Source organism: Stenotrophomonas maltophilia, from assembly GCF_047782825.1.
GTDB lineage: Bacteria > Pseudomonadota > Gammaproteobacteria > Xanthomonadales > Xanthomonadaceae > Stenotrophomonas.
Map to the genome: position 1 here is coordinate 4322258 of NZ_CP180589.1, position 22803 is coordinate 4345060.

Here is a 22803-nt window from a genome sequence, read left to right on the forward strand (position 1 = left end):
CCCGGCGCTACCGTTCAAGGGTGCGTGACGGTAGCGCCGGGCCGTGCCCGGCGTCAGGTCTCGCGATCCAGTTCCGGGTAATGGCGGAAGATGCCGTTGGTGTTGAACGCCAGCCGCCGTTCCGATGCCAGGTAGGCGGCGATGTTCGGCCGCTTCGCCACCCGCTCCTGCAGTGCCCGCAGCAGCGGTAGATCCGGCGCCAACGCCTGCATCCGTCTGGGGAACATGTAGTCCAGCCCGGTCAGCAGCTGGAACAGCGACAGGTCCACGTAGGAATGCTCGCGCAGCGGGTGCCGGCCGCCATTGGCCTCGATTATCTGTTCGAAATAGCCGAGGAACTTCGGCAGGCGTTCGCCTCGTAGCGACGCGGCGCGCGCCTTGGCTTCGGCTTTCTGGTCTTCGTAATACTTCGACGCGGCAATGGGATGGTGGGCGTCGTGCACCTCGGCCACCAGATCAGCGATGGTCAGCTGCAACTGCAGCGCCTGCACGCGACGGGCGGCGGCCTGCGGCACCAGATCCAGCGTGGGCCCGAGGAAATCCAGGATCGTACCGACCTGGGCAATCACCTGCCGGCCGGCCTTCAGAAAGGGTGGGGCAAAGGGTTGGGCGCCCTCGGCGTCTCCCTGCAGGAAGGCCTCCATCACTTCGTCACCGTGCACGCGCGCCATGTCCACGTACTCGGCGCCGGCATCTTCCAGTGCGAGCCGCACGAACTCGCCACGGCCCTGGATGCCGGTCCAGTAATACAGCGCGTACTGCATGGGAATCTCCTGCATGGACTGCGTGCAGCCTCGCGCGCTGTACGCAAAGCAGGCGTGAGTGTGGCGTCCACACCAAGCACAACACAGGCCGAACGGGTGGGGAACCGAGGCGGGTGAAGGGGGTCATACTCACGTCATGCAAGTGAAAAGCGAGGTACTGCGTCATGCAGCGTGGAAAGGCAGTGTGGCCCTGGGTATTGGGCGTTGTGGTGGTGGGGGGCGCGGGCGCGTGGTTGTTCCGCGACCAGTGGCAGGATCTGGCCGATCGCGTGGAGGTGCCCACCCAGGCAACAGCGCCTTCGACAGCCATGCCACCTGCAGCGCCCACGGCTGAAGCCGCGCCGTCGAAACCCGCCATCCAGCATCCGCTGGGCACCGACGTTGCTGCCGATCCCGCCTTGCCGAAGATGGAAGACAGCGACACCGCCGCTTGGACCGCGTTGAGCGGGCTGTTCCAGGGCGAAAGCGGATTGGCCCTGCTGCTGCGTGACCACCTGGTCCAACGCCTGGTCACCCACGTGGACAACCTGGACAAGGCCAGCGTGCCACCGTCGGCACTGGCGACGCGGCCGCTGCCCGGCAGCCTGCAGGTAGAGGCAGCAGAGGTCGGCGAGCAGATTGCCGCAGGCAACGCCGCCCGCTATGCGCCCTATGTACAGGCCTTCACCGCGGTCGATCCGGCGACAGCGGCCGCCACGTACAAGCGCTTCTATCCGCTGATCCAGCAGGCCTATGTAGACCTGGGCCGACCGCAGGGCTACTTCAACGATCGCCTGGTGGCGGTGATCGACCATTTGCTGCAGACCCCGGAACCAACGCGCCCCGTCGCGGTGGTGCGCGATGAACGCGGCCGTTATCGCTTCGCCGATCCTGACCTGCAGTCGCGGTCGGTCGGCCAGAAGGCGCTGCTGCGCCTGGATGCCACGCAGGAGCGCGCGGTGAAGCAGCAGCTGCGCGCGATCCGCACGGCCATCACGCGCGGCTGATGGCCCGCCGCGCTACAGGGTCTGCAGGAACGCTTCGATGTCCTGCAGGTCCTGGCGGCTGAGCCCGCGTGGGCGCAGCAATGGATCGGGCGCCGGGAAGGGCGGGGCATCGGCGGGCAGTGCCGCCGGTGCACGCGGTCGCGCACCGCCCACGTTGTAGAACGCCAGTACGCCCGACAAGCGCGGAATCAGGCCGTTGTGCATGTAGGGCGCGGTGTCGGCCACCCCGCGCAACGATGGGGTGCGGAAGCGGCCACTGTCGGCGGCATCGCCGGTCACTTCGTAGCGGCCCAGATCCTGCCGCGCACGGCCATGGAAGTGCAGCCCCAGGTTGTGGAAGCTGTTGTCGGTCAGCGCCGGCCCACTGTGGCAGTTCATGCAGCCGGCCTGCGTGCGGAACAGGTGCAGGCCGCGCAGCTGGGCATCCCCCAGTGCACGTGCATTGCCACGCAGGAACCGGTCGAAGCGGCTGTTGCGTGGCGACAGGCTGCGCTCGAAGGCGGCGATGGCCTGGCCGAGCTGGGCGGCATCGATGCGCGGTTGCGCGAAGACCTGGTTGAACTCGCGGCGGTAGGACGCATCGCGGCGCAGGCGGCGCACCGCGCCCTGCGTGGTGAAACCCATTTCGATGGGATCGGCGATGGGATGCAGGGCCTGGTCTTCCAGCGTGGCGGCGCGCCCATCCCAGAACAGTGGTGCCACATGGGCGCTGGCGGCCACGCTGGGCGCGTTGCGGCGGCCGGGCTGGCGGTCGTGGCCGAATGACACACGGCGGCCATCGGCCCAGCCCAGGTCCGGGTCGTGGCAACTGGCGCAGGCCAGCTGCCGCGATTTCGACAGGATCGGATCGAAGAACAATCGACGCCCCAGCGCGACCTTGGCCGGGGTTGATGGATTGCCTGCCGGATCGACCGGTGCCGGCAGCGGCGCGAGTTCCTGCCAGGCCACGCCGGGTTCGACCTCCGGCGCGGGCCAGCGCGTGCTGGGGCTGCTGTAGAGCGCGCGCAGGCAGGCGCTGTCCGGGCGTGCGGGCAGCACGTCGGGGCAGGGCGTGTCCCGCGCGGGCGCGGGCCCGCCCGCACCGCCCAGCAACAGGGCGGCGACGGACAGGACCAGGCGCAGGGGCAGGCGGGCGCGTACGCGGGGCGCCGCTGCAGTGGTCATCGGCACGATGCGGTCAGTAGCGGTAGCCCACTTCCAGCCAGAATTGCCGGCCGATGTCATACAGCGGCACGTTGCCGACCGCCGGGGAGGCGCCGTAGACGTTGCGGCGGTTCAGCACGTTGTTGATGTCCACGTTCGCGTACACCGTGCCGGCCTGTGCGGACAGCTCACGTTCCCAGCCCAGGCGCACGTTCCAGGTCAGAGACGGAGAGAACTGCCGCTCCTCCCACACCTCGATGCGCTCGCCCTGGTACATCTCGGTCAGCAATGTCCTGGCGATCCTGCGGTAGCCAGCCGAGTACACCAGCATGTTGGTCACGCTCAGGTCCAGCGGCGTGATGCGGGTGATGGTGTTCATGCGCGCCGTCCACGGGCGGGTGTAGTTGTCGGCAGGCTTCTGCTGGTAGCGCATGTAGCGGCCGTCGTAGCGGATCCACGGGTTCAGGTAGAACTGGTCGGCGCTGTCGTCGTAGAACGGCACCGCCTTGCGCACATCGGTCCAGTCCAGCGCGAACAGCGCCTGGGTATGCGTGGCCCCGGCCGACCAGCCGTGCAGCGGCTGCGCCGTCAGCGAGTAGATGTTGCTCAGGCCGTTGCCCGTGCTCGACCAGGTGCTGTAGCCGCTGGCCAGGGTGGGGTCGTCCGGGGTGATGCCGGTGATGCGCCCGCTCACGTTGATGACCTGGTCGCGCAGCCGGCGGTTGACGGCCTTCAGGTTGAAACGCCAGCCCGCCCAGTCCTGCCGCCACGCCAGCATCAGTTCATCGGCATAGCCCACCTTGTCGATGTTGAAATAGGTGTCATTGCCGGCCTGGGTGCCGGTGGTCCAGGCCCCGTTGAGGCTGGTGCGGCGCTCGCTGTTGTAGCGCAGCTGGTTGACCCCGTCGCGCAGTTTCCAGGTGGCCATGTTGCGGCCGTAGTAGCGGTTGGCACCGAAGGTCAGCAGGGTGCCGTCGCGCGGTTCCCAGCTGAGTGCGAAGCGCGGTGCCACGGTGGTCTGGCCGATGTAGCTGTCGCGCTCGATGCGCAGGCCCGGGCGGATCGAGACGTTGCCGTAGCGCATGTCATCATCGATGTGCGCGGCGAAGCTTTCCACATTGAAGCCGATATGGCCGGTGGCATAGCGGGTGCGGCGGGTGAAGTACTGGCCGGGCCAGCCCCCCAGCGTGGTCCGGCCCATGTCACACGCGGTATCGACCTCACCGGAATTCAGGGTGCAGGTCGTGGTGCGCGCCGGGGTGGTGTAGGTGCTGTTCTCGGTCAGGCGGCGGTAGTCGAACCTTTCCCGGGTCAGCTCCACGCCGCCGGTCAGCTGATGCACGCCACCGCCGAAGTCGAACGGGCTGCTCTGCACCTGGGCGCTGTAGGTGAGGCGACGCTGCAGCTGCTCGATGTCACCGAACTCGCCTTCCAGGGTGGAGGCGTTCGTGCCCCAGTCCTTGGTGGCCGAGCGCTGCCAGGTGAAGTAGTCATCGCTCTGCGCATCGCGCGACTGTTCGCTGCGGCTCCAGCTCAAGCGCTGGGTGATCGTGCCCCAGTCCGCCAGCCAGGTGGCGCCCAGGTTGACCATCGTGCCGCCGCTGTCGATGCGCACGCCCGCGCCACGGATGTTGGAACGGAACAGCTGGTTTTCCGAGGGCGCATGGGTGGACGACGCATCGACCGTCAGCCGGTCACTGGCCTCCCAGACGGCCTTCACCATCGCCTGGTCGGAGCGTTGGCGCTGGACTTCCCGCTGCTCACCGTAGCTGTCGACCAGGTGCGCCGAATAGAAGTACGTCGGAATCGTGGATCGCTTGCGGGTGAAGTTGGCCAGCACGCCCAGCGTGTCGGTCACCTTGCCTTCCAGCGTGGCGCGCCAGGTTTCCTTGGTGAACTCGGGCTGGCCATCGCCCCAGGACGACGCGTTGGCGTAGTCCTCGCGCATGCTCTCGTCCAGCAGGTAGCGGGTCCAGGACGAACGCGTGGTCTGGTAGGACACGCTGCCGGAGAAGTGATCCTTCGGTTTGCGGACGTTGGCCTCGATCACGCCACCGCTGAAGCCGCCGTAGGCCGCAGGGACGTTGCTGTCCAGCACGGTCAGGTCGGCCAGCAGGTCCGTATCCAGGGCGAAGGCCTGGCTGTTGCCCGGGGCGGTGGCGAGGCGGTAGGGCGACGGATCGCCGCCGGGGTCGATGTCGTTGTTGAAGTTCATGCCATCGACCACGAAGGCGTTCTGGTAGAACGGCGCGCCGTTGATGCTGACATTGGCCGGCGAGATGTCGCCGGGGGTGAAGCTGCTCTGCTGGGCGTTGTCGAACTGGACGGCGGGATTGATCCGCAGCAGGCGGCCGATGTCACCGTTGCCGGTGGCCTGGGCGCGCATGTAGTCCTCGTCCAGCCGCAGGCCTTCGGCGTAGTGGAAGGCCTGGGTTTCGCCGCCCACCCGCAGCGGCGAGGTCCTGCGCGGGCCGCTCGCCGGCGCACCGTCGCCCACTGCCTGCAGCGTGTAGCTGCCGTCCGCGCGTGGCTGCAGGCGCAGGCCGGTGCCGGCCAGCAGGCGTGCAAAGCCCTGTTCGGTACTGAAAGTGCCCGAGAGCGCCGGCGCGGTGCGGCCGGCAGCCAGCGCCGGGTCGAAGGACAGGGCGATGCCACGCTGCGCGGCGAAGGTGCTCAGCGCCAGGCCGAGCGGGCTTGCGGCCTGTTCGGTGGGGGCGACGGCCTGCAGCGGCGCGTCCTGGGCAAAGGCCGGCGTGGTGGCCAGGGCAGCGGCCAGCAGGCTCAGCCGGAAGGTTCGGGTCATGGAGGGCATGTAAGGCACGCGAAGGAGGGATTCACTCCCTCTGCCACCCAGGCGCGGAAAAAGTGTCATCGCCGCTCACTCCGGCCGGTCAACGTGATGGGCGCGCGCAGGCGCGTCCACAGTCCGGCCGGCCCGCGCTGCACCTGCAGGCCGTGGATGCCGGCCAGCATGGCCACGCTGCGCGCCGGGTCATCCACGGGAAATGCGCCGGACACCGGCTGCGAGGCGATCGCATCGTCACAGCCCAGCCAGCCCGGCTGATAGCGGCCGAGCTGCTCCAGCGCGCGGCGCAGCGGCTGCGCATCGACCACCAGCATGCCGTTGCGCCAGGCATCGATGGCCGGCGTGATTGCCTGGGTGGGCTCGAAGGCGTCGGCGCTGAAACGGACCTGCGCGCCGGCGGTGATGATGCGCTGCTGGCCAGTGGCGGCCAGCGCCACCTGCACGGCATCTTCCAGTACCGCCAGCGCCGTGGTGCCCGCCGCATGATGCACGTTGAAGCGCGTACCCAGGGCGCGCATGCGCCCGGCCGGGCTGGCCAGCACGAAGGGCCTTGCGGGCTGCCGTGGATCCTCTGCTGTTTTCACCAGCACCTGCCCACGGCGCAGGCGCAGCAGGCGCTGCTGGTTGTCGAAGGCGATATCCACGGCGGTATCGGTATCCAGATGCAGCACGCTGCCGTCGTCCAGCACATGGCGCAGGCGCTCGCCCACGGCCGTACGCATACTGGTATCCCACCCGGCCTGGTCGTACAGGCGCCACGCCAGCCAGCCGCCCAGCGGCGCAACCAGCAGGGCAGCCACGCTGCGCAGCACGGCGCGGCGGCCCGGCGAGGCCGGCCGCTGCAGAGCGCCGTGCGCCAGCGCAGGCGGCACCTGCCCGCTCAGCGCCAGCAGGCGTTCCGCGCGCTGCCACGCGCGTGCATGGTCGGGGTCGGCGTCGTGCCAGCGTTGCCACTGCGCGCGCTGCACCGCACTGCCATCCTCGTGCAGGCGCATCAGCCAGTCGGCGGCCTGTTCCAGCACACGCGGCGACAACGCCCGTTCGCCTGCGGCCTCGACGCCCACAGTCAGCAGGCGTGGGCCAGGCAGCCCATCAGGGCACGCTTCATGTGCCGCTTCACCGTGGACAGCGAAAGGCCCAACTGCGCGCCGATGGCCTCGTAGCGCAGGCCATCGAACTGCGCGAGCAGGAACACCCGGCGCGCCATCGGCGGCAGGCCATCGAGCATCGCGTCGATCTGCTGCAGGGCCTCGCGCACCAGCGCCTGTTCCTCCAGCGAGGGCAGCACCGGTTCGGGGAACTGCGCCAGGTATTCCAGATAGGCGCGTTCCAGCGCCTGGCGGCGGAACCAGTTGGCGGCCAGCCCGCGCGCGACGGTGGTCAGGAACGCCCGCGGCTCGCGCAGCGCGTCCAGATCGCGGCCCTGCAGCAGGCGCGCGAAGGTGTCCTGGGCCAGGTCAGCGGCTACATCGCGATTGCCCACGCGGCCGCTCAACCAGCCCTGCAGCCACCGGTGGTGGTCGCGGTACAGCGTGCCCAGTTGCTCGTGGTGTGCGTGCATGTGGAAAGCGCCGTCGCGCATCAATCGAAATGAGAATGATTCGCAAGTATGGCATCGGCGAGCGGTCGGTGCCAGCCCCAAGGCCCGGCCTGCGCAGGATCAACGCGCTGCCCACGGCGCTGGGCGCATGCTTGCCGCAGGCTGACCAACCCCGTGGTGCAGTCGCAGCCACCCTTGAAACCGGGTGGGGCAACCGCATCTTCCCTGCATCGCCGGCGCGGGCCGGCACTGATGACCGATGAGGATTCGCAATGCGGATGGACAAGCTCACCTCGCGTTTCCAGCAGGCGCTGGCGGACGCGCAGTCGCTGGCCGTGGGCCGCGACAACAGCATCATCGAACCGGTTCACCTGTTCAGCGCGCTGCTGGACCAGCAGGGCGGCAGCACGCGCCCGCTGCTGGCCCAGGCCGGCGTGAACGTCCCGGTGCTGCGCGAGCGCCTGACCGAGGCGCTGGATGCACTGCCGAAGGTGTCCGGCCAGGCCGGCAACGTTTCGATGGGCAATGACCTCGGGCGCCTGCTCAACCACACCGACAAGCTGGCCCAGCAGAACGGCGATGCCTTCATCGCCAGCGAGTGGTTCGTGCTGGCCGCACTGGAAGACAGCGGCACGCTGGGCATGGCGCTGCGCGCCGCCGGCGCCGACAAGGCGCGCCTGCAGACCGCCATCGACAAGCTGCGTGGCGGCGAGAACGTGCAGTCGGAAAACGCCGAAGAACAGCGGCAGGCGCTGGAGAAGTACACCATCGACCTGACTGCGCGCGCCGAGAGCGGCAAGCTCGATCCGGTGATCGGCCGCGATGAGGAAATCCGTCGCACCATCCAGGTCCTGCAGCGCCGCACCAAGAACAACCCGGTGCTGATCGGCGAACCCGGCGTGGGCAAGACCGCCATTGTCGAAGGCCTGGCCCAGCGCATCATCAACGACGAAGTGCCCGAAGGCCTGCGCGGCAAGCGCGTGCTGTCGCTGGACATGGGCGCGCTGATTGCCGGTGCCAAGTTCCGCGGTCAGTTCGAGGAACGCCTGAAGGGCGTGCTCAACGACCTGGCCAAGAGCGAAGGGCAGATCATCCTGTTCATCGACGAGCTGCACACCATGGTCGGTGCCGGCAAGGCCGATGGCGCGATGGATGCGGGCAACATGCTCAAGCCGGCGCTGGCCCGTGGCGAACTGCACTGCGTGGGCGCCACCACGCTGGATGAGTACCGCAAGTACATCGAGAAGGACGCTGCGCTGGAGCGCCGCTTCCAGAAGGTGTTCGTGGGTGAGCCGTCGGTGGAGGACACCATCGCCATCCTGCGTGGCCTGAAGGAAAAGTACGCCGTGCACCATGGCGTGGAGATCACCGACCCGGCCATCGTGGCCGCGGCCACGCTGTCCAACCGCTACATCACCGACCGCCAGTTGCCGGACAAGGCCATCGACCTGATGGACGAGGCCGCCTCGCGCCTGCGCATGGAGATCGACTCCAAGCCGGAGGAGCTGGACCGCCTGGAACGCCGGGTGATCCAGCTGAAGATCCAGCGCGAGATGCTGAAGAAGGAAAAGGACGATGCCTCGCGGCAGCGCCTGGCCGACCTGGAAAATGACATCGACGGCCTGGAGCGCGAGTTCTCCGACCTCAATGAAATCTGGAAGTCGGAGAAGGCTGCGCTGCAGGGTGCCACGAAGATCAAGGAGCAGGTCGAGCAGGCGAAGCTCGATCTGGAAGCCGCGCAGCGCCGCCAGGATTTCGCCCGCATGAGCGAGATCCAGTACGGCCTGCTGCCGCAGCTGGAAAAGCAGTTGGCCGCCGCCCAGGAAGCCGAGCACAAGGACTTCAAGCTGGTGCAGGACCGGGTGACCGACGAGGAGATTGCCGAGGTCGTATCGCGCTGGACCGGTATTCCGGTCAACAAGATGCTCGAAGGCGAGCGCGACAAGCTGCTGCGCATGGAAGACGTACTGCATAACCGCGTGGTGGGCCAGGAAGAGGCGATCAAGGTCGTGTCCGATGCGGTGCGCCGTTCGCGTGCCGGCCTGTCCGACCCGAATCGTCCCGGTGGTTCGTTCCTGTTCCTGGGCCCGACCGGCGTGGGCAAGACCGAACTGTGCAAGTCGCTGGCCGAATTCCTGTTCGACAGTGCCGACGCGATGATCCGCATCGACATGAGCGAGTTCATGGAAAAGCACAGCGTGGCGCGTCTCATCGGTGCGCCCCCGGGCTACGTGGGCTACGAGGAAGGCGGTTACCTGACCGAGGCCGTGCGCCGCCGCCCGTACTCGCTCATCCTGCTGGACGAGGTGGAGAAGGCACACACCGATGTGTTCAACATCCTGCTGCAGGTGCTGGATGATGGCCGCCTGACCGATGGCCAGGGCCGCACCGTGGACTTCCGCAACACCGTCATCGTGATGACCTCCAACCTGGGCTCGCACCAGATCCAGGACATGGGCAGCGATGACAGCCCGGAGGCCTACACGCAGATGAAGGCGGCGGTGATGGGCGTGGTGCAGGCGCACTTCCGCCCGGAATTCATCAACCGCCTGGATGACATCGTGGTGTTTCACCCGCTGGACAAGCAGCAGATCAAGCAAATCGCGCGCATCCAGATGCGTGGGCTGGAGAAGCGCCTGGCCGAGCGTGGGCTGAAGCTGGTGGTGTCCGATGCAGCGTTCGACCTGCTCGGCAACGTGGGCTTCGATCCGGTGTACGGCGCGCGTCCGCTGAAGCGCGCGATCCAGGCGCAGCTGGAGAATCCGCTGGCGCAGAAGATCCTTTCGGGGGCCTTCGTCAACGGCGACACCATCGAGGTCGGCAACGACGGCGGGCACCTGGTGTTTGCCAAGGCCTGATGTAACTGGGCACGCCCCGCCTGCGGGCGGGGCGTGCCACCGGCGTCCTTGCCGCACGGTGCGACGAGTACAGGCACAATGGCCTGCCACGGCCCGGAAAAGGAAGGTTCCCGCATGATGCCTGCGCGCGCATTGCCGCTGTGCCTCCTGCTCGCGCTCGGTGTCTCCGTGGCCAATGCCGCCGCGCCCGCTGGCGAGCAGCTGCGCTTGCCAGCGCTGCCGGATTACGTGCAGGCCCATGACGACACCGACGCGCAGGGCAACCGCATCGTCGAATACGTGCCGGCGGGGCAGACGGTGGAGCGGTGGACCGACATGGTCACCGTCAACAGTGCCCCCGGTTCCGCCGCCGCCACACCGCGTGAGTTCCTCGGCATCATCCAGGCCGGCTGGTACATCGCCTGCCCTGACACGCAGGCGCACTGGGTGGGCGAGGGCGAGGAGGACGGCCGGCCGTTCGCAGTGCTGATGCTGGGCTGCCCGCGCAACCCGGGTACCGGCAAGCCCGAATTCACCTGGATCAAGGGCATCCAGGGCCTGCAGGGCTTCCATACCGTGCAGAAGTCATTCCGCGCCGAACCGACTGAAGCCGATGTCGTCACCTGGGTAGGCTGGCTGCGCGGGGTGGCGTTGTGCGGCAATGGCCAGGCGCCGGCCTGCGCCGCGCCCGCGCCCTGATAACCGCCGGTACGGGCGTCATCGCCAGCGGCTCTCAGCAACGGTTCACCGCTGCCCTATGGTGGCGGTTTCCCGCCTGGAGCCTGGTGCAATGAGTGACCCGCAGTGGCAACTGGAAACCCTGGCCGTGCATGGCGGCTACCGTCCCGACCCGACCACCCGGGCGGTGGCAGTGCCGATCTACCAGACCGTGGCCTACGCCTTCGACGACACCCAGCACGGTGCGGACCTGTTCGACCTGAAGGTGCCGGGCAACATCTACACGCGCATCATGAACCCCACTACTGACGTGCTGGAGCAGCGCCTGGCCGCGCTGGAAGGGGGTATCGGCGCGCTCGCGCTGGCGTCGGGGCAGGCGGCCATCACCTACGCGATCCAGACCATCGCCGAGGCCGGTGACAACATCGTCGCCGCCAGCGCACTCTATGGCGGCAGCCTCAACCTGCTGGCGCACACCCTGCCGCAGTACGGCATCACCGCGCGCTTCGCCGATCCGGCGGACCCCGAGGCCTTTGCCGCGCTCATCGACGAACGCACCAAGGCCGTGTTCGTCGAATCCATCGGCAACCCGCGCGGAAATGTCACCGACATCGCCGCCATCGCCCAGGTCGCCCACGCCGCCGGCGTGCCGCTGATTGTGGACAACACCGTGGCCACGCCGTTCCTGCTGCGCCCGTTCGAACACGGCGCCGACATCGTGGTGCACTCACTGACCAAATACCTGGGCGGCCACGGCAACAGCCTGGGCGGTGCCATCGTCGATTCCGGCCGCTTCGACTGGGCCGCGCAGCGCACCCGCTTCGCACGCCTGAACGAACCGGACCCCAGCTACCACGGCGTGGTCTACACCGAAGCGCTGGGCCCGGCCGCCTACATCGGCCGCGCGCGGGTGGTACCGCTGCGCAATACCGGCGCCGCGCTGTCACCGTTCAACGCCTTCCTGATCCTGCAGGGCATCGAAACCCTGGCCCTGCGCATGGAGCGGATCAACGCCAATGCGCTGGCAGTGGCGCAGTTCCTGCAGTCGCAGGCCAAGGTGGCGTGGGTGCGCTATGCCGGCCTGGCCGACGACCCCGAGCATCCTGCCGCGCAGCGCTACCTGGGCGGCCACGGTTCCGGCGTACTGACCTTCGGCCTGCCCGGCGGCCGCGAAGCCGGCGCACGCTTCCTGGATGCACTGAAGCTGTTCACCCGGCTGGTGAACCTGGGCGATGCAAAGTCGCTGGCCACCCACCCGGCCTCGACCACGCACCGCCAGTTGAATGCCGCCGAACTGGCGCGTGCCGGTGTCAGCGAGGACACCGTACGCCTGTCGATCGGCATCGAGCACATCGGCGACCTGCGCGCCGACCTGGAACAGGCCCTGCAAGCCGCCTGATAGCCACCGGCTTGGTCGTCATCGCCACAGGCGATCACCACGCCCGGCGCAATGCGCTACGGTGGAACTGCCTCTCCAAGGCGTGGCAAACCTGGCAATGCAGATCCCCGGCGGGTGCGGGCCCGCCGGGGATTTTTTTGTAGTAGATCCACGCCATGCGTGGATGAACGTCATCGGACATCATCCACGCATGGCGTGGATCTACTGTGTCGACCAAGATCGACACCTACCCGAGCAGGATGCTGTTCCGACAGATCGCAGCAATGTGTCGCAGGCGGGGTGGTGTGGGCTTGCAGGACCGCAGGCGCCATGGATGGCGCCTACGAGCCCCCATGGATGGGTTTACGGCGTGTCCTGCAAGCCCACACCGCCCCGCCATCCCACGGACAGCCAGCTTTGGACGTTGACGTTGACGTTGACGTTGACGTTGATTCTGCAGGTGCAGGGCTGCAAGCCCTGCCGCCCGCACACCCCTCACACCACCGGAATGCTGTGCTGCCCCAACCCCCGGTACGGCGGCGTCGACATGATCATCTCCGCCAGCGAATACGCCAGCTCACGCTCGGCCATCACCGTGCCATCGGCACCGTGTTCCAGCAGATGCTTCACCTCGGCATCGCTGTGCGCACGCGCCAGCAGGGTCAGGTCCGGATTGATCGCTCGCAGCTTGGCCAGCGCCTCACCGGCTTCCAGCGGCTGTGGAATGGCCAGCACCGCAATCTTCGCGCGCTCCGGATGGGCCTCGGCCAGCACCCGGTCGGCGGCGGCACTGCCGCGGATCGCCGCGATGCCCTTGGCATGGGCCTGCTCGACGTGTTCCTTGTTGTCGTCGATCACCAGCACCGGCACCCCACGGTCGCGCAGCACCTGGGCCAGCTCGCTGCCCACCCGGCCATAACCAATCACGATGGCGTGGCCATGCAGGTCACGCGACGGGCCGGTGGCCTCTTCCGGCTCCGGCGCCTGTGGCGACTGTTCCTGCTTGGCCTGCCAGCGGTCCAGCAGGCCGAACACCAGCGGGTTGAGCATGATCGACACCAGCGCGCCGGCCAGCACCAGCGACTGCCCTTCCTTGGGCAGGATCTGCAGGGCCACGCCCAGGCCGGCGATGATGAAGGCGAATTCGCCGATCTGTGCCAGGCTGGCGGAAATGGTCAGTGCCGTGCTGGTGGGGTGGCCGAAGGCGCGCACGATGAAGAACGCCGCTGCAGACTTGCCGAACATGATGATCGCCACCGTGGCCAGTACCTGCCACGGGTGCTGCACGATGATGTTGGGGTCGAACAGCATGCCCACCGACACGAAGAACAGCACCGCGAACGCATCGCGCAGCGGTAACGAATCAGTCGCGGCCTTGTGGCTCAGTTCGGATTCGTTGAGCAGCATGCCGGCGAAGAACGCGCCCAGCGCGAAGGACACGCCGAACAGCATGGCCGAGCCGAACGCCACGCCCAGCGCGATGGCCAGCACCGACAGGGTGAACAGCTCGCGCGAACCGGTGCCGGCAATGCGCTCCAGGATCCACGGAATCACCCGGCGGCCGACCACCAGCATCACCGCCACGAACAGGCCCAGCTGCACGAAGGTCCAGCCGATATCGGCCAGCACGCTGCCCAGGGTATGGGTTTCCTTGGATGCCTCGGGCCCGAACACACCGGCCAGCACCGGCATCATCACCAGCGCCAGCACGCAGGCCAGGTCCTCGACGATCAGCCAGCCGACCGCGATCTTGCCGCGCAGGGTTTCCAGCAGGCGGCGCTCTTCCATCGCCCGCAGCAGCACAACGGTACTGGCCGTGGCCAGCGAGAAACCGAAGATGACCCCGTGCAGGGCGGGCCAGCCCATCAGCCAGGCGACGGCCCAGCCCAGCAGGGTGGCCACGGCGATCTGGCCGATGGCACCGGGGATGGCGATGGCCTTCACCGCCATCAGGTCTTTCAGTGAGAAATGCAGGCCAACGCCGAACATCAGCAGCATCACGCCCAGTTCGGCCAGCTGGTTGGCCAGCGCCTGGTCGGCGACGAAGCCGGGCGTGAACGGGCCAACGCAGATGCCAGCCACCAGGTACCCGACCAGAGGAGACAAGCGCAGCTTGTTGGCCAGCGCGCCGAAGATGAAGGCGAGCCCCAGGCCAACGGCCACGATGTTGATCAGGTCGGTGTCATGGTGCATCGGCACTCGCAGAAATCGGGGGGATGCCCCGATTTTCACCGATGCGGCCAGATACGGCAAACCGGAAATGCGAACGGGGTCAGATCCCTTTTCCCGCGGGGAAAGGGCTCTGAGCCCGATCCGCCGTCCCACGTCACTGCTGAGGGAGGGCGTGGATCCGCGGCTGGCGCCAGCGCGGAATGTCGGAATCGGACCTGGCTGGAGCGCTCAGTCCCGCTGCGCCGGGGGCCAGGACCGCGCAAGCGCTGTGTCGTAAGGGCGGAGGATGGACGACGGCTCCGAGACCTAAGTGTGTGATCGCAAGTCCCTGCGCCCCAATGGATTCGCGCCAACTGTGGGTGGCTGAAGCCGGCCGGTGTCCTCGGATGCGCGCCCGATAGATTGGGAGCCCGCAGTTCTATCGACGTTTCCTGTACCACCCACAAAAGTCACCATGGACTGATTTTCCCGCTCCGCTGATCAGCCCGGCGGCCTGCTCCCCTCAGCCGCATTGGCGAACAATCCGATGAATCTTCCAAACATGGATGTAGTGATCCAGGCGATAGGTCAGGACACCAGCTCGGAGCTCCTGTCACGGTTGCTACTTGAACTGGAGATAGGCGAGGCCGACTTTTGCCGCTATCCGTTCAACTTGGCTGGAATGCGATTGTGGACCGACAGCGAGGAGGCGCTCCAGTTGGAATTCAAGGACATTGGACTGCTGAAGGACGTTCCGTATCACGACCTGGACGATGGTCCGTGGGTTCTGACCGACGCAATCTTCTGGGGAGCCAGAAAAGACAAGCGGGCCTATGCTGGATCTTTACCCCACGGCCTAAGCTTTTCCATGCTACGTCCACATGTCAGGGAGCGACTCGCCGTCTTGGGGGCAGGGGATGCTGTCGAGATGGGCTTTTCTGGAGAAGTGGATATCTGGTGGGTCAGCGGTCTGGAGCTTGCGGTGGATTTTTCCGGTCCAGGAGACTCGATTCGCTGCATTTCCGTGGGTTTGCCGATTGATCGGAGCGATCACCAGCACTAAGCCATCGACCACTTCCTCACTCGGGCCCCGCATGCAGGATCAACATTCCGGCGGGCGAGCTCCCCTCGTGCCGCATCGGAGAGTAATCAGATGAACATCCCAACCATTGATGTAGTGATCCAGGCGGTAGGTCAGGACACCAGCTCGGCTTCCCTAGCCAGGTTACTCCAGGAATTGGAGATCGACGAGGCAGACGTCAGCCGCAATCCGTTGAAATTGACTGGAAGGCGGATCTGGACGGACGAGGAGGGCACGCTGCAGTTGAATTTCGAGGACATAGGTATGCTCGCTGATATCCCGTACCACGACGTGGACGATGGGCCTTGGGTACTCAAGACGGCGGTGTTCTGGGCGTCTGGGAAAAACAAGCATGCCTACTCTGGCCCGTTGCCCCATGGGCTGGATTTCTCAATGTCGCGTCACCGTGTGAGGGAGCGATTTGCGGCTCTGAATGCGGGAAATCCCTTTGTGGCGGGAATTTCGGGCAATGTGGATATATGGAGCATTGGCGGCGCGGAGTTCAAGGTTGACTTCACTCGGTGCCGGAGATTCGATTCGCTGCGTATCCGTTGGCATTCCGGTGGACCGCACTGATCGCCGAGCTTAAGCGCGGCAATTGTGCGTCTCGCCCGAATTGACAATGGTATTCCATGAATCATCCAATAAACGTGGTGCACGTCCAGGCAATAACCGCGCTGTTTGGCAGAAGCGCCACCGACCCAGCCATCACGGCAATGCTTCAATCGCTTGGCGTCAGACGCAGACCGGAGCTGGCCCGTCCTGCAAAGAGCCCTTACGAAGCGGTTCTGCGTGTGAGCGGGCAGGGCATGCTGTTGTCCTTCAGTGAGCGCAACTACTGGAACGGGCGATCCGTTGCTTCGCACGGCAGGAGCGGGGAGCTGATCTTCACCAACGTTGCGGTGACAGCCGGCATTCCGGATGTCATGCGCAGGTACGAAGGCGATCTGCCGTTTGGCCTGCAATGGGAGGACGACAGGACGACAGCTCGCGAAAGGCTCGCCACTGCGGGCTTTGGGGATAGCTTGCACGCCGGCAGGCGTGACGCCTGGTGGCTGCCCGAGTACCGCATCCGTCTGACGTATCAGCCTGAATGCATCGAGCAGGCAGGAGCGCGTGGGATCTTTGATATCAGCCTAGGAATCCCCATGCGTCCATTGGCTCGCGCATCGGCAACGTGCGGGTACCCTTCAGCGGAACAGGTGTTCGCTGTTCTCGGCAGATCGACCGAGGATGCTGATTTCCAGGCTGTGTTCCGGGACCTTGGTCTTGCGAGTCTGATGGCGGAGTCGAGCAGGGAGGTCGTCGATAGAGCCGACGAGCATGGCTTCATCCTTTACTTCGACAGCAAACGGGGCACGCCCGGTGGCCAGCCGGTATGCACGGGTATCAGTTTCGTTCGCGATCGATTGGGAAACTCAAGAGCCTGGGCTGGGTCGCTGCCATTCGGTCTTCAATTCGATGATCCGCCGTCCATTCTCGAAGCGCGCATGGGTCAACGAGCCAGTCGGTGGCGTGATGAAGGAACATTCGGCAGCGCGAGCTGGTCGCTGCCTGGTCTTCAAGTGAGCGTGAATTTTGACAGTCTGGACAACTGTCTCGAGTCTGTCCGTGTGATCGCAGAAGGTCATCGGACGTCCAATTGCCAGCCGTGCGGCTGATCTGGCCCGTAGCACATGACAAAACACCCGCCGGAACATTCCGGCGGGTGTGAATGATGCGGGAAAGAAATGCCGGCCAGCGGCCGGCACTACCGTTTACCAGTTGTACTTGATGCGCCCGTAGACATACGCGCCGTTGAAGCCGAACGGTGAGTAGTTGCTGTAGGGCAGCATGCCGAAGGTCGAGTTCTGCAGGTCTTCGGTGCGGTCCGGGTACTCGTCCAGCAGGTTGTCGGCGCCCACGGTGAGGGTCCAGTTGCTGCTTGGCTTGTAGCTGACCGAAGCGTCCAGCACCCACTTGTCGCCGTAGGTCTGGTCACGCAGCGCCGTGGCCGAGTTGCGCACGGTGAATTCGCCGTAGCGGGTGGCGGCCAGGCCCAGTTCCCAGTGGTCCGAACGCCAGGTGCCGCTCAGCACGGTCTTGTCGCGCGGGTAGCTGTCTTCGATGCGGCCGATCTCATCACGGCCGATCAGCGACTGGGTCAGGCCCAGGGTGCTGAACACGGCCGGGGTGCCGCCCACGCGCTGCACCTTGGTGTCGTTGTAGCTGTAGGCGGCGGTCAGTTCCAGGCTGCTGGCGCTGAAGGGCACCGTGTAGCTGGACACGAAGTCCACGCCGCGGGTGCGCGTATCCAGGCCATTGGTGAAGTACGAGAACGCGGTGACCTGGGGCAGGCCCAGGCTGGTCAGCAGCGCGCTGCTGGCAGCATTGGTGGTGATGCTGGACGACAGCGCGATGCGGTCGTCGATGTCGATCTGGTAGGCATCGACGGTGATGTACAGGCGGTCGACCGGCTGCAGCACCAGGCCCAGGCTGTAGGACGTGGAGGTCTCGGCCTTCAGCGGCGAAGCGCCCAGTGCCTGTGCGGCCGCACTGGTGGTGGGGAAGGTGCCGCGTTCGACGAACACGCCGTTGGTGAACTGGCTGGTGACCGCTTGGTAGCCCTGCTGGGCCAGCGACGGCGCGCGGAAACCGCTGGAGGCGGTTGCGCGCAGCGCGACCTTGTCGGTGAACGCGTAGCGCGCCGACAGCTTGCCGGAGAAGCGGTCGCCGAAGTCCGAATAGTCCTCGTAGCGGCCGGTGATGCCAGCGGAGAACTTCTCGGTCAGATCGGCTTCCAGGCCGGCATAGACCGCGTAGTTGTGGCGGTCGGCGTGCACTTCATTGGTGGGGGTGAAGCCGCCGAAGCCCTGCGCGCCGGAGCCGGTGTAGGAGTTCAGCTCGCCCGGATTCTGGTCCCACTTTTCCTTGCGGTATTCACCGCCGAAGGACAGGGTGACCGGGTAGGCCAGGCCCCAGTCCAGCGACTTTGTCAGGTCGGCGTTGAAGATGTCCTGCTGGTACTTCAGCGTGCCGTCGTAGAACGAACGCGGGCTGGTTGCGCCCAGGCTGTAGTTGATGCTGTTGCGGGTGTGGAAATCCAGGGTGTTCTCGCCGTGGTTCAGGCTCAGGTCCCAGGTCCAGCCGCTGTCAGTGTTGCCCTTGACGCCGGCCACCAGCGAACGGTCCTTCGAGTACTGGTTGATCTCTGGTACGAAGCCATCGGGATAGGTCTGCGCCAGCAGCGCGGTCTGCCCGTTGTGGTTGCGCGAGCGGTAGAACGCGAACGAGGTGATGTCGCGGTTGCTGAGCAGCGCGCTGGCATAGCCGGTCACGTGGTCGCTGAAATCGAAGCTGGCGTTGACCGAGGCGGCGGTGGCGTCCACCCGCGGGTCGCCCACGACGAAGGTGGTTTCGCCCACGGACGGGTAGTTGACGGTGTTGGGCGTGGTGCCACGGTAGGGGCCGGCGCGGTTGCTTTCATCCTGCTGGCTGATCTGGCCGGCCACGTGCACGCGGCCACGGCCGTTGCCGAACTCGACGCCGGTATCGCCGGACAGCTGGTACTTGTTGCCGTCACCGGCCGAATACTGGCCGTAGTCCACGGCCAGGCTGCCACCGCTGCCGCTGCCCTTGAGCACGATGTTGATCACACCGGCGATGGCATCCGAACCGTACTGCGCCGAAGCGCCATCGCGCAGCACTTCCACGCGCTCGATGGCGGCAATCGGAATGGCGTTGATGTCCACCGCCGAGGAACCGCGGCCGATGCTGCCATTGACGTTGATCATCGCCGAGGTGTGCTGGCGCTTGCCGTTGACCAGCACCAGCACCTGGTCCGGTGACAGGCCACGCAGCTGCGCCGGGCGCACGCCGCTGGTGCCGTCGGTCAGGGCCGGGCGCGGGAAGTTGAGCGAGGGCAGGGCACGCGACAGCGCCGTGGCCAGTTCGCTGGTGCCGGTGGACTGCAGCACTTCGGGGGTGATGATGTCGATGGGCGACTGCGATTCGGCCACCGTACGGTCGGCCACGCGGGTACCGGTGACGATCACCGTGTCCAGGGTATTGGCGGCGCTGCCGGCCTGCTGGGCGGCGGCGATGAAGGGGGAGCCACCGAGTGCGACAGCGACGGCGGCGGCGATCAGGCTGGTCTTGCGGGTCATCGGGAGGGGGCTCCGGTTGGCGGGGGCGGCACCGGAATCGACATCACGAGGGTGAGGCGGACGACGGTTGTTGCGGTGCGCAATGCAGCAATTAACGGGAATTTAAGCAGCTGTCAAATGCCCGTCATGTGAAAAAACGTTGCAGAAGCAATCATTTAGCTGTGACGGGCGCTGGCGGGGCAGGGACCCGGGAGGCGCGCGGACTCGACGAGGGAGAGAGGAAGAGCGACCGCGCTGCATCCCGGGGCGCGTCAAGTATTCGTTAACGCTAGAATTGCGTCGCAGGAACAGTGCTCACCAGCACATTCCATTCGGTTATATGGACGCCTTCCCCCATGATTTCGCTTCGTAATTTCGCCTTGCGCCGCGGCGAGCGGCTGCTGTTGTCCAACGTCGACCTGACCCTGCACGCCGGTTACCGGGTGGGTGTGGTCGGCCGCAACGGGGCTGGCAAGTCCAGCCTGTTCGCGGCGGTGAAGGGCGAGCTGGAGGCGGACAAGGGCGATGTCGATCTGCCCGGCAAGGTACGCATCGCCAGCGTCGCCCAGGAAACCCCGTCGCTGCCGGACCCGGCGCTGAGCTTCGTGCTGGGCGGCGATACCGAGGTGGCGGCCGTGCTGGCCGCCGAGGCCGATGCCACCGCCCGCGAGGACTGGGAAGCCGTGGCCGAAGCGCATACGCGCATGGCCGAGCTGAACGCCTACGACGCCGAAGCGCGCGCCGGCAAGCTGCTGCATGGCCTCGGTTTCCCGGCCGAAACCCACCACCGGGCGGTGTCCTCGTTCTCCGGCGGCTGGCGCGTGCGCCTGAACCTGGCCCGCGCGCTGATGATGCCCAGCGACCTGCTGTTGCTGGACGAACCGACCAACCACCTGGATCTGGACGCGGTGTACTGGCTGGAACAGTGGCTGCTGAAGTACCCGGGCACCCTGCTGCTGATCTCGCATGACCGCGAGTTCCTGGACAACGTGGCCACCCACACTCTGCACCTGCACGGTGGCGGCGCCAAGCTCTACCCGGGCGGCTACACCGATTTCGAACGCCAGCGCGCCGAACAGCTGCGCCAGCAGCAGATCGCGCACGAAAAGGAGCAGGCCGAGCGCGCCCACCTGCAGAGCTTCATCGACCGCTTCAAGGCGCAGGCCAGCAAGGCCGCGCAGGCACAGAGCCGCATGAAGCGCCTGGCCAAGCTGGCCGGTACCGAAGCGGTGCGTGCCGAGCGCGAATTCCGCATCGAATTCGCACCGCCAGCCAAGCTGCCGTTCTCGCTGATCCGCCTGAACCACGTCGAGGCCGGCTACGGCGCCGATTCGGTCATCCTGCACAACGTCGGCTTCGGCCTTGAGGCTGGCCAGCGCATCGGTCTGCTCGGCCCCAACGGCGCGGGCAAGACCACCCTGGTGAAGACCCTGGTGGGCGAGCTGATGCCGATTGCCGGCGAGCGCTCGGCGCACCCGGACCTGAAGATCGGTTACTTCGCCCAGCACACGGTGGAGTCTCTGCACGAAGGGCAGTCGCCGATGGAGCACTTCCGCGAGATCGCTCCGGATGCGCCGAACCAGTCGTTCCGCGATTTCCTCGGCAAGTGGAATTTCCCCGGTGACCGCGCGTTCGAGCCGGTCGATGGCTTCTCCGGTGGCGAGCGCGCGCGCCTGGCGCTGGCCCTGATCGCCTGGCAGCAGCCGAACGTGCTGCTGCTGGACGAACCGACCAACCACCTTGATCTGGAAATGCGCGAAGCCCTGGCCGAAGCGCTGGCCGATTTCGACGGTGCGATCGTGATGGTCTCGCATGACCGCCATCTGATCGGCCTGGTCTGCGACACCTTCTGGCGCGTGGCCGACGGCGTGGTCGAACCCTTCGACGGCGACCTGGACGCCTACGCGGCCTGGCTGCGCACCCGCCCGCAGGCGCAGGGCACCAAGGCGCGCATGGAACAGGTGGAAGAACCAGTGGTGGTCAAGACCCCCCCGGTGGCGCAGGTGGTGCAGAAGAAGCCGGCCAACCCGCACAAGCTGGCCGCGGCCGAATCCAAGGTGTCCGAGCTGGAAAACAGCCTGGCCGAACTGGACCGCCAGCTGGCCGACCCGGCCAACTACGCCGATGCCACCCGCATGGCCGTGCTCGGCCGCGACCGCGAAACCACCGCCGCGCAGCTGGAAAAAGCCGAAGCCGCGTGGATGGAATTGCTGGAGTCCTGATCACATTGGTAGCGCCGGGCCACGCCCGGCGGCTCTACCATCGGCTGCGTTCGCCGGGCATGGCCCGGCGCTACCATTGCCGCCAATGACGGTAGCGCCGGGCTATGCCCGGCGGGGTCATCACCCCTGCGCCTGCAACCACTCGCGGAAGCGCCTGGCCGGTTCGCGCTCGGCGCGTGAGCGCAGTCGCGTCAGCCAGTAGCGGCCCAGCTCCAGCGTGGTCGCGAAGGGTTGCAGCAGGCGCCCTTCGGCCAGTTCCTGTTCGAACATGCGCAGCGGCAGCAGGGCCACGCCCGCACCCCCGGCGGCGGCCATCGCCACCGTCAGCGACGAATCGAACACCGGCCCGCGCGCTTCCACGCCGCTGACCCCGGCCGCCTGCAGCCAGCGCGGCCACTCGTCGCCTCGGTAGGAGCGCAGCAGCGGCACCGTGCCCAGATCGCGCGGCTGCTTCAGGCGCCGGGCCAGTGCCGGGGCGCACAACGGCGCGAACGGTGCATCCAGAATCGCCGTGCAGGCCTGGCCCTGCCAGTCGCCATCGCCGAACCGGATCGCCAGGTCCAGGCCTTCTCCGGCCAGGTCGATGCGGTTGTTGTGGGTCTGCAGGCGCAGCTCGATATCCGGATGCGCGCTCTCGAACGCGGCCAGCCGCGGCAGCAGCCAACCGGTGGCGAAGGTGCCCACCACCCCCAAGGTAAGTACTTCGCGTGCCGGGCCACCGGTGTAGCGCGCGATGCTGGCCGAAATGCGCTCGAAGGATTCATTCAGTACCGGGAACAGCGCGGCGCCCTCGTCGGTCAGCGCAACGCCGCGCGGCAGCCGATGGAACAGGCGGATGCCCAGACGGTCTTCCAACCCCCGTATCTGGTGGCTGAGCGCAGCCTGGCTGACGCACAGTTCCAGCGCGGCGCGGGTGAAGTTCTGGTGGCGGGCGGCGGCCTCGAAGGCGCGCAGCGCGTTGAGCGAGAGGGTAGGGTGGAGCATCGGCAGGGGTGAGGCAGGATGATGGCTGATCCTACCGCGTCGCCAGTTGTGCCCGCCAAAATTGGGGTTGAATGCGACAGGCATTAGAAATATGCATGTCTGACCCTGA

At 66.7% G+C, this 22803-nt stretch carries 16 protein-coding genes; 8 read left to right on the forward strand and 8 right to left on the reverse strand.

Annotation, left to right across the window (positions count from 1 at the left end; genetic code table 11):
• Window positions 1-53 precede the first annotated feature (53 nt).
• A complete protein-coding gene (locus ACM2ZB_RS19880; protein ID WP_416056704.1) occupies window positions 54-764 on the reverse strand; it encodes a glutathione S-transferase in 711 nt (236 codons plus the stop codon).
• Window positions 765-928: 164 nt separating this feature from the next.
• Between ACM2ZB_RS19880 and ACM2ZB_RS19885 the strand changes: the two genes are divergently transcribed.
• A complete protein-coding gene (locus ACM2ZB_RS19885) occupies window positions 929-1750 on the forward strand; it encodes a DUF3014 domain-containing protein (protein WP_416056705.1) in 822 nt (273 codons plus the stop codon).
• A gap of 12 nt (window positions 1751-1762) precedes the next feature.
• Here ACM2ZB_RS19885 and ACM2ZB_RS19890 read toward each other — a convergent pair whose 3' ends face one another.
• The 4 genes from ACM2ZB_RS19890 to ACM2ZB_RS19905 all read right to left on the reverse strand — a co-directional run bounded on the left by ACM2ZB_RS19890 (window position 1763) and on the right by ACM2ZB_RS19905 (window position 7260).
• On the reverse strand, window positions 1763-2914 hold the full coding sequence (locus ACM2ZB_RS19890; protein ID WP_416056706.1) for a cytochrome-c peroxidase: 1152 nt from the start codon (window positions 2912-2914) through the stop codon (window positions 1763-1765).
• Window positions 2915-2927: 13 nt separating this feature from the next.
• Window positions 2928-5696: a secretin and TonB N-terminal domain-containing protein gene (locus tag ACM2ZB_RS19895; protein ID WP_416056707.1), complete on the reverse strand. Its 2769-nt coding sequence runs from the start codon at window positions 5694-5696 to the stop codon at window positions 2928-2930.
• A 65-nt stretch (window positions 5697-5761) separates the two neighbouring features.
• Window positions 5762-6733: a FecR domain-containing protein gene (locus ACM2ZB_RS19900; protein WP_416056708.1), complete on the reverse strand. Its 972-nt coding sequence runs from the start codon at window positions 6731-6733 to the stop codon at window positions 5762-5764.
• Window positions 6734-6765: 32 nt separating this feature from the next.
• Entirely contained in the window at window positions 6766-7260 is a 495-nt protein-coding gene (locus ACM2ZB_RS19905; RefSeq protein WP_416056709.1) for a sigma-70 family RNA polymerase sigma factor, read from the reverse strand.
• A 251-nt stretch (window positions 7261-7511) separates the two neighbouring features.
• Here ACM2ZB_RS19905 and clpB point away from each other — a divergent pair, with 251 nt between their 5' ends.
• From clpB to ACM2ZB_RS19920, 3 genes are all read left to right on the forward strand, one after another.
• Window positions 7512-10097, forward strand: a complete 2586-nt coding sequence (gene clpB, locus ACM2ZB_RS19910) for an ATP-dependent chaperone ClpB (RefSeq protein ID WP_416056710.1) — start codon at window positions 7512-7514, stop codon at window positions 10095-10097.
• A gap of 114 nt (window positions 10098-10211) precedes the next feature.
• A complete protein-coding gene (locus ACM2ZB_RS19915) occupies window positions 10212-10775 on the forward strand; it encodes a hypothetical protein (RefSeq protein ID WP_416056711.1) in 564 nt (187 codons plus the stop codon).
• Window positions 10776-10866: 91 nt separating this feature from the next.
• Window positions 10867-12153: an O-acetylhomoserine aminocarboxypropyltransferase/cysteine synthase family protein gene (locus ACM2ZB_RS19920; protein ID WP_416056712.1), complete on the forward strand. Its 1287-nt coding sequence runs from the start codon at window positions 10867-10869 to the stop codon at window positions 12151-12153.
• Between the two features lie 474 nt (window positions 12154-12627).
• Here the strand turns inward: ACM2ZB_RS19920 and ybaL are convergent, their stop codons facing one another.
• Window positions 12628-14325: a YbaL family putative K(+) efflux transporter gene (gene ybaL, locus ACM2ZB_RS19925; RefSeq protein WP_416056713.1), complete on the reverse strand. Its 1698-nt coding sequence runs from the start codon at window positions 14323-14325 to the stop codon at window positions 12628-12630.
• 505 nt (window positions 14326-14830) lie between these two features.
• On the opposite strand from ybaL, the gene ACM2ZB_RS19930 reads away from it, so the two are divergent.
• From ACM2ZB_RS19930 to ACM2ZB_RS19940, 3 genes are all read left to right on the forward strand, one after another.
• A complete protein-coding gene (locus tag ACM2ZB_RS19930) occupies window positions 14831-15346 on the forward strand; it encodes a hypothetical protein (RefSeq protein ID WP_416056714.1) in 516 nt (171 codons plus the stop codon).
• A gap of 90 nt (window positions 15347-15436) precedes the next feature.
• A complete protein-coding gene (locus ACM2ZB_RS19935) occupies window positions 15437-15940 on the forward strand; it encodes a hypothetical protein (RefSeq protein ID WP_416056715.1) in 504 nt (167 codons plus the stop codon).
• A gap of 56 nt (window positions 15941-15996) precedes the next feature.
• Complete coding sequence (locus ACM2ZB_RS19940; protein WP_416056716.1) at window positions 15997-17025, forward strand: hypothetical protein; 1029 nt, start codon at window positions 15997-15999, stop codon at window positions 17023-17025.
• A 96-nt stretch (window positions 17026-17121) separates the two neighbouring features.
• Here ACM2ZB_RS19940 and ACM2ZB_RS19945 read toward each other — a convergent pair whose 3' ends face one another.
• On the reverse strand, window positions 17122-19509 hold the full coding sequence (locus ACM2ZB_RS19945) for a TonB-dependent receptor plug domain-containing protein (protein ID WP_416056717.1): 2388 nt from the start codon (window positions 19507-19509) through the stop codon (window positions 17122-17124).
• A gap of 335 nt (window positions 19510-19844) precedes the next feature.
• On the opposite strand from ACM2ZB_RS19945, the gene ACM2ZB_RS19950 reads away from it, so the two are divergent.
• Window positions 19845-21710 carry an ABC-F family ATP-binding cassette domain-containing protein gene (locus tag ACM2ZB_RS19950; RefSeq protein WP_313441722.1) on the forward strand — a complete coding sequence of 622 codons (1866 nt, stop codon included), beginning with the start codon at window positions 19845-19847 and terminating at the stop codon, window positions 21708-21710.
• Between the two features lie 120 nt (window positions 21711-21830).
• Here ACM2ZB_RS19950 and ampR read toward each other — a convergent pair whose 3' ends face one another.
• On the reverse strand, window positions 21831-22694 hold the full coding sequence (ampR, locus tag ACM2ZB_RS19955; protein ID WP_416056718.1) for a LysR family transcriptional regulator AmpR: 864 nt from the start codon (window positions 22692-22694) through the stop codon (window positions 21831-21833).
• Window positions 22695-22803 lie beyond the last annotated feature (109 nt).

What these genes read in the sequence shown, in the direction of transcription:
- ACM2ZB_RS19920 (WP_416056712.1), top strand. Translation starts at nt 10,867, where the DNA reads ATGAGTGACCCGCAGTGGCAACTGGAAACCCTGGCCGTGCATGGCGGC.
- ACM2ZB_RS19890 (WP_416056706.1), bottom strand. Translation starts at nt 2,914, where the DNA reads ATGACCACTGCAGCGGCGCCCCGCGTACGCGCCCGCCTGCCCCTGCGC.
- ACM2ZB_RS19930 (WP_416056714.1), top strand. Translation starts at nt 14,831, where the DNA reads ATGAATCTTCCAAACATGGATGTAGTGATCCAGGCGATAGGTCAGGAC.
- ampR (WP_416056718.1), bottom strand. Translation starts at nt 22,694, where the DNA reads ATGCTCCACCCTACCCTCTCGCTCAACGCGCTGCGCGCCTTCGAGGCC.
- ACM2ZB_RS19905 (WP_416056709.1), bottom strand. Translation starts at nt 7,260, where the DNA reads ATGCACGCACACCACGAGCAACTGGGCACGCTGTACCGCGACCACCAC.
- ACM2ZB_RS19885 (WP_416056705.1), top strand. Translation starts at nt 929, where the DNA reads ATGCAGCGTGGAAAGGCAGTGTGGCCCTGGGTATTGGGCGTTGTGGTG.
- ACM2ZB_RS19935 (WP_416056715.1), top strand. Translation starts at nt 15,437, where the DNA reads ATGAACATCCCAACCATTGATGTAGTGATCCAGGCGGTAGGTCAGGAC.
- ACM2ZB_RS19940 (WP_416056716.1), top strand. Translation starts at nt 15,997, where the DNA reads ATGAATCATCCAATAAACGTGGTGCACGTCCAGGCAATAACCGCGCTG.
- ACM2ZB_RS19950 (WP_313441722.1), top strand. Translation starts at nt 19,845, where the DNA reads ATGATTTCGCTTCGTAATTTCGCCTTGCGCCGCGGCGAGCGGCTGCTG.
- ACM2ZB_RS19945 (WP_416056717.1), bottom strand. Translation starts at nt 19,509, where the DNA reads ATGACCCGCAAGACCAGCCTGATCGCCGCCGCCGTCGCTGTCGCACTC.
- ACM2ZB_RS19895 (WP_416056707.1), bottom strand. Translation starts at nt 5,696, where the DNA reads ATGACCCGAACCTTCCGGCTGAGCCTGCTGGCCGCTGCCCTGGCCACC.
- ACM2ZB_RS19880 (WP_416056704.1), bottom strand. Translation starts at nt 764, where the DNA reads ATGCAGTACGCGCTGTATTACTGGACCGGCATCCAGGGCCGTGGCGAG.
- clpB (WP_416056710.1), top strand. Translation starts at nt 7,512, where the DNA reads ATGCGGATGGACAAGCTCACCTCGCGTTTCCAGCAGGCGCTGGCGGAC.
- ybaL (WP_416056713.1), bottom strand. Translation starts at nt 14,325, where the DNA reads ATGCACCATGACACCGACCTGATCAACATCGTGGCCGTTGGCCTGGGG.
- ACM2ZB_RS19915 (WP_416056711.1), top strand. Translation starts at nt 10,212, where the DNA reads ATGATGCCTGCGCGCGCATTGCCGCTGTGCCTCCTGCTCGCGCTCGGT.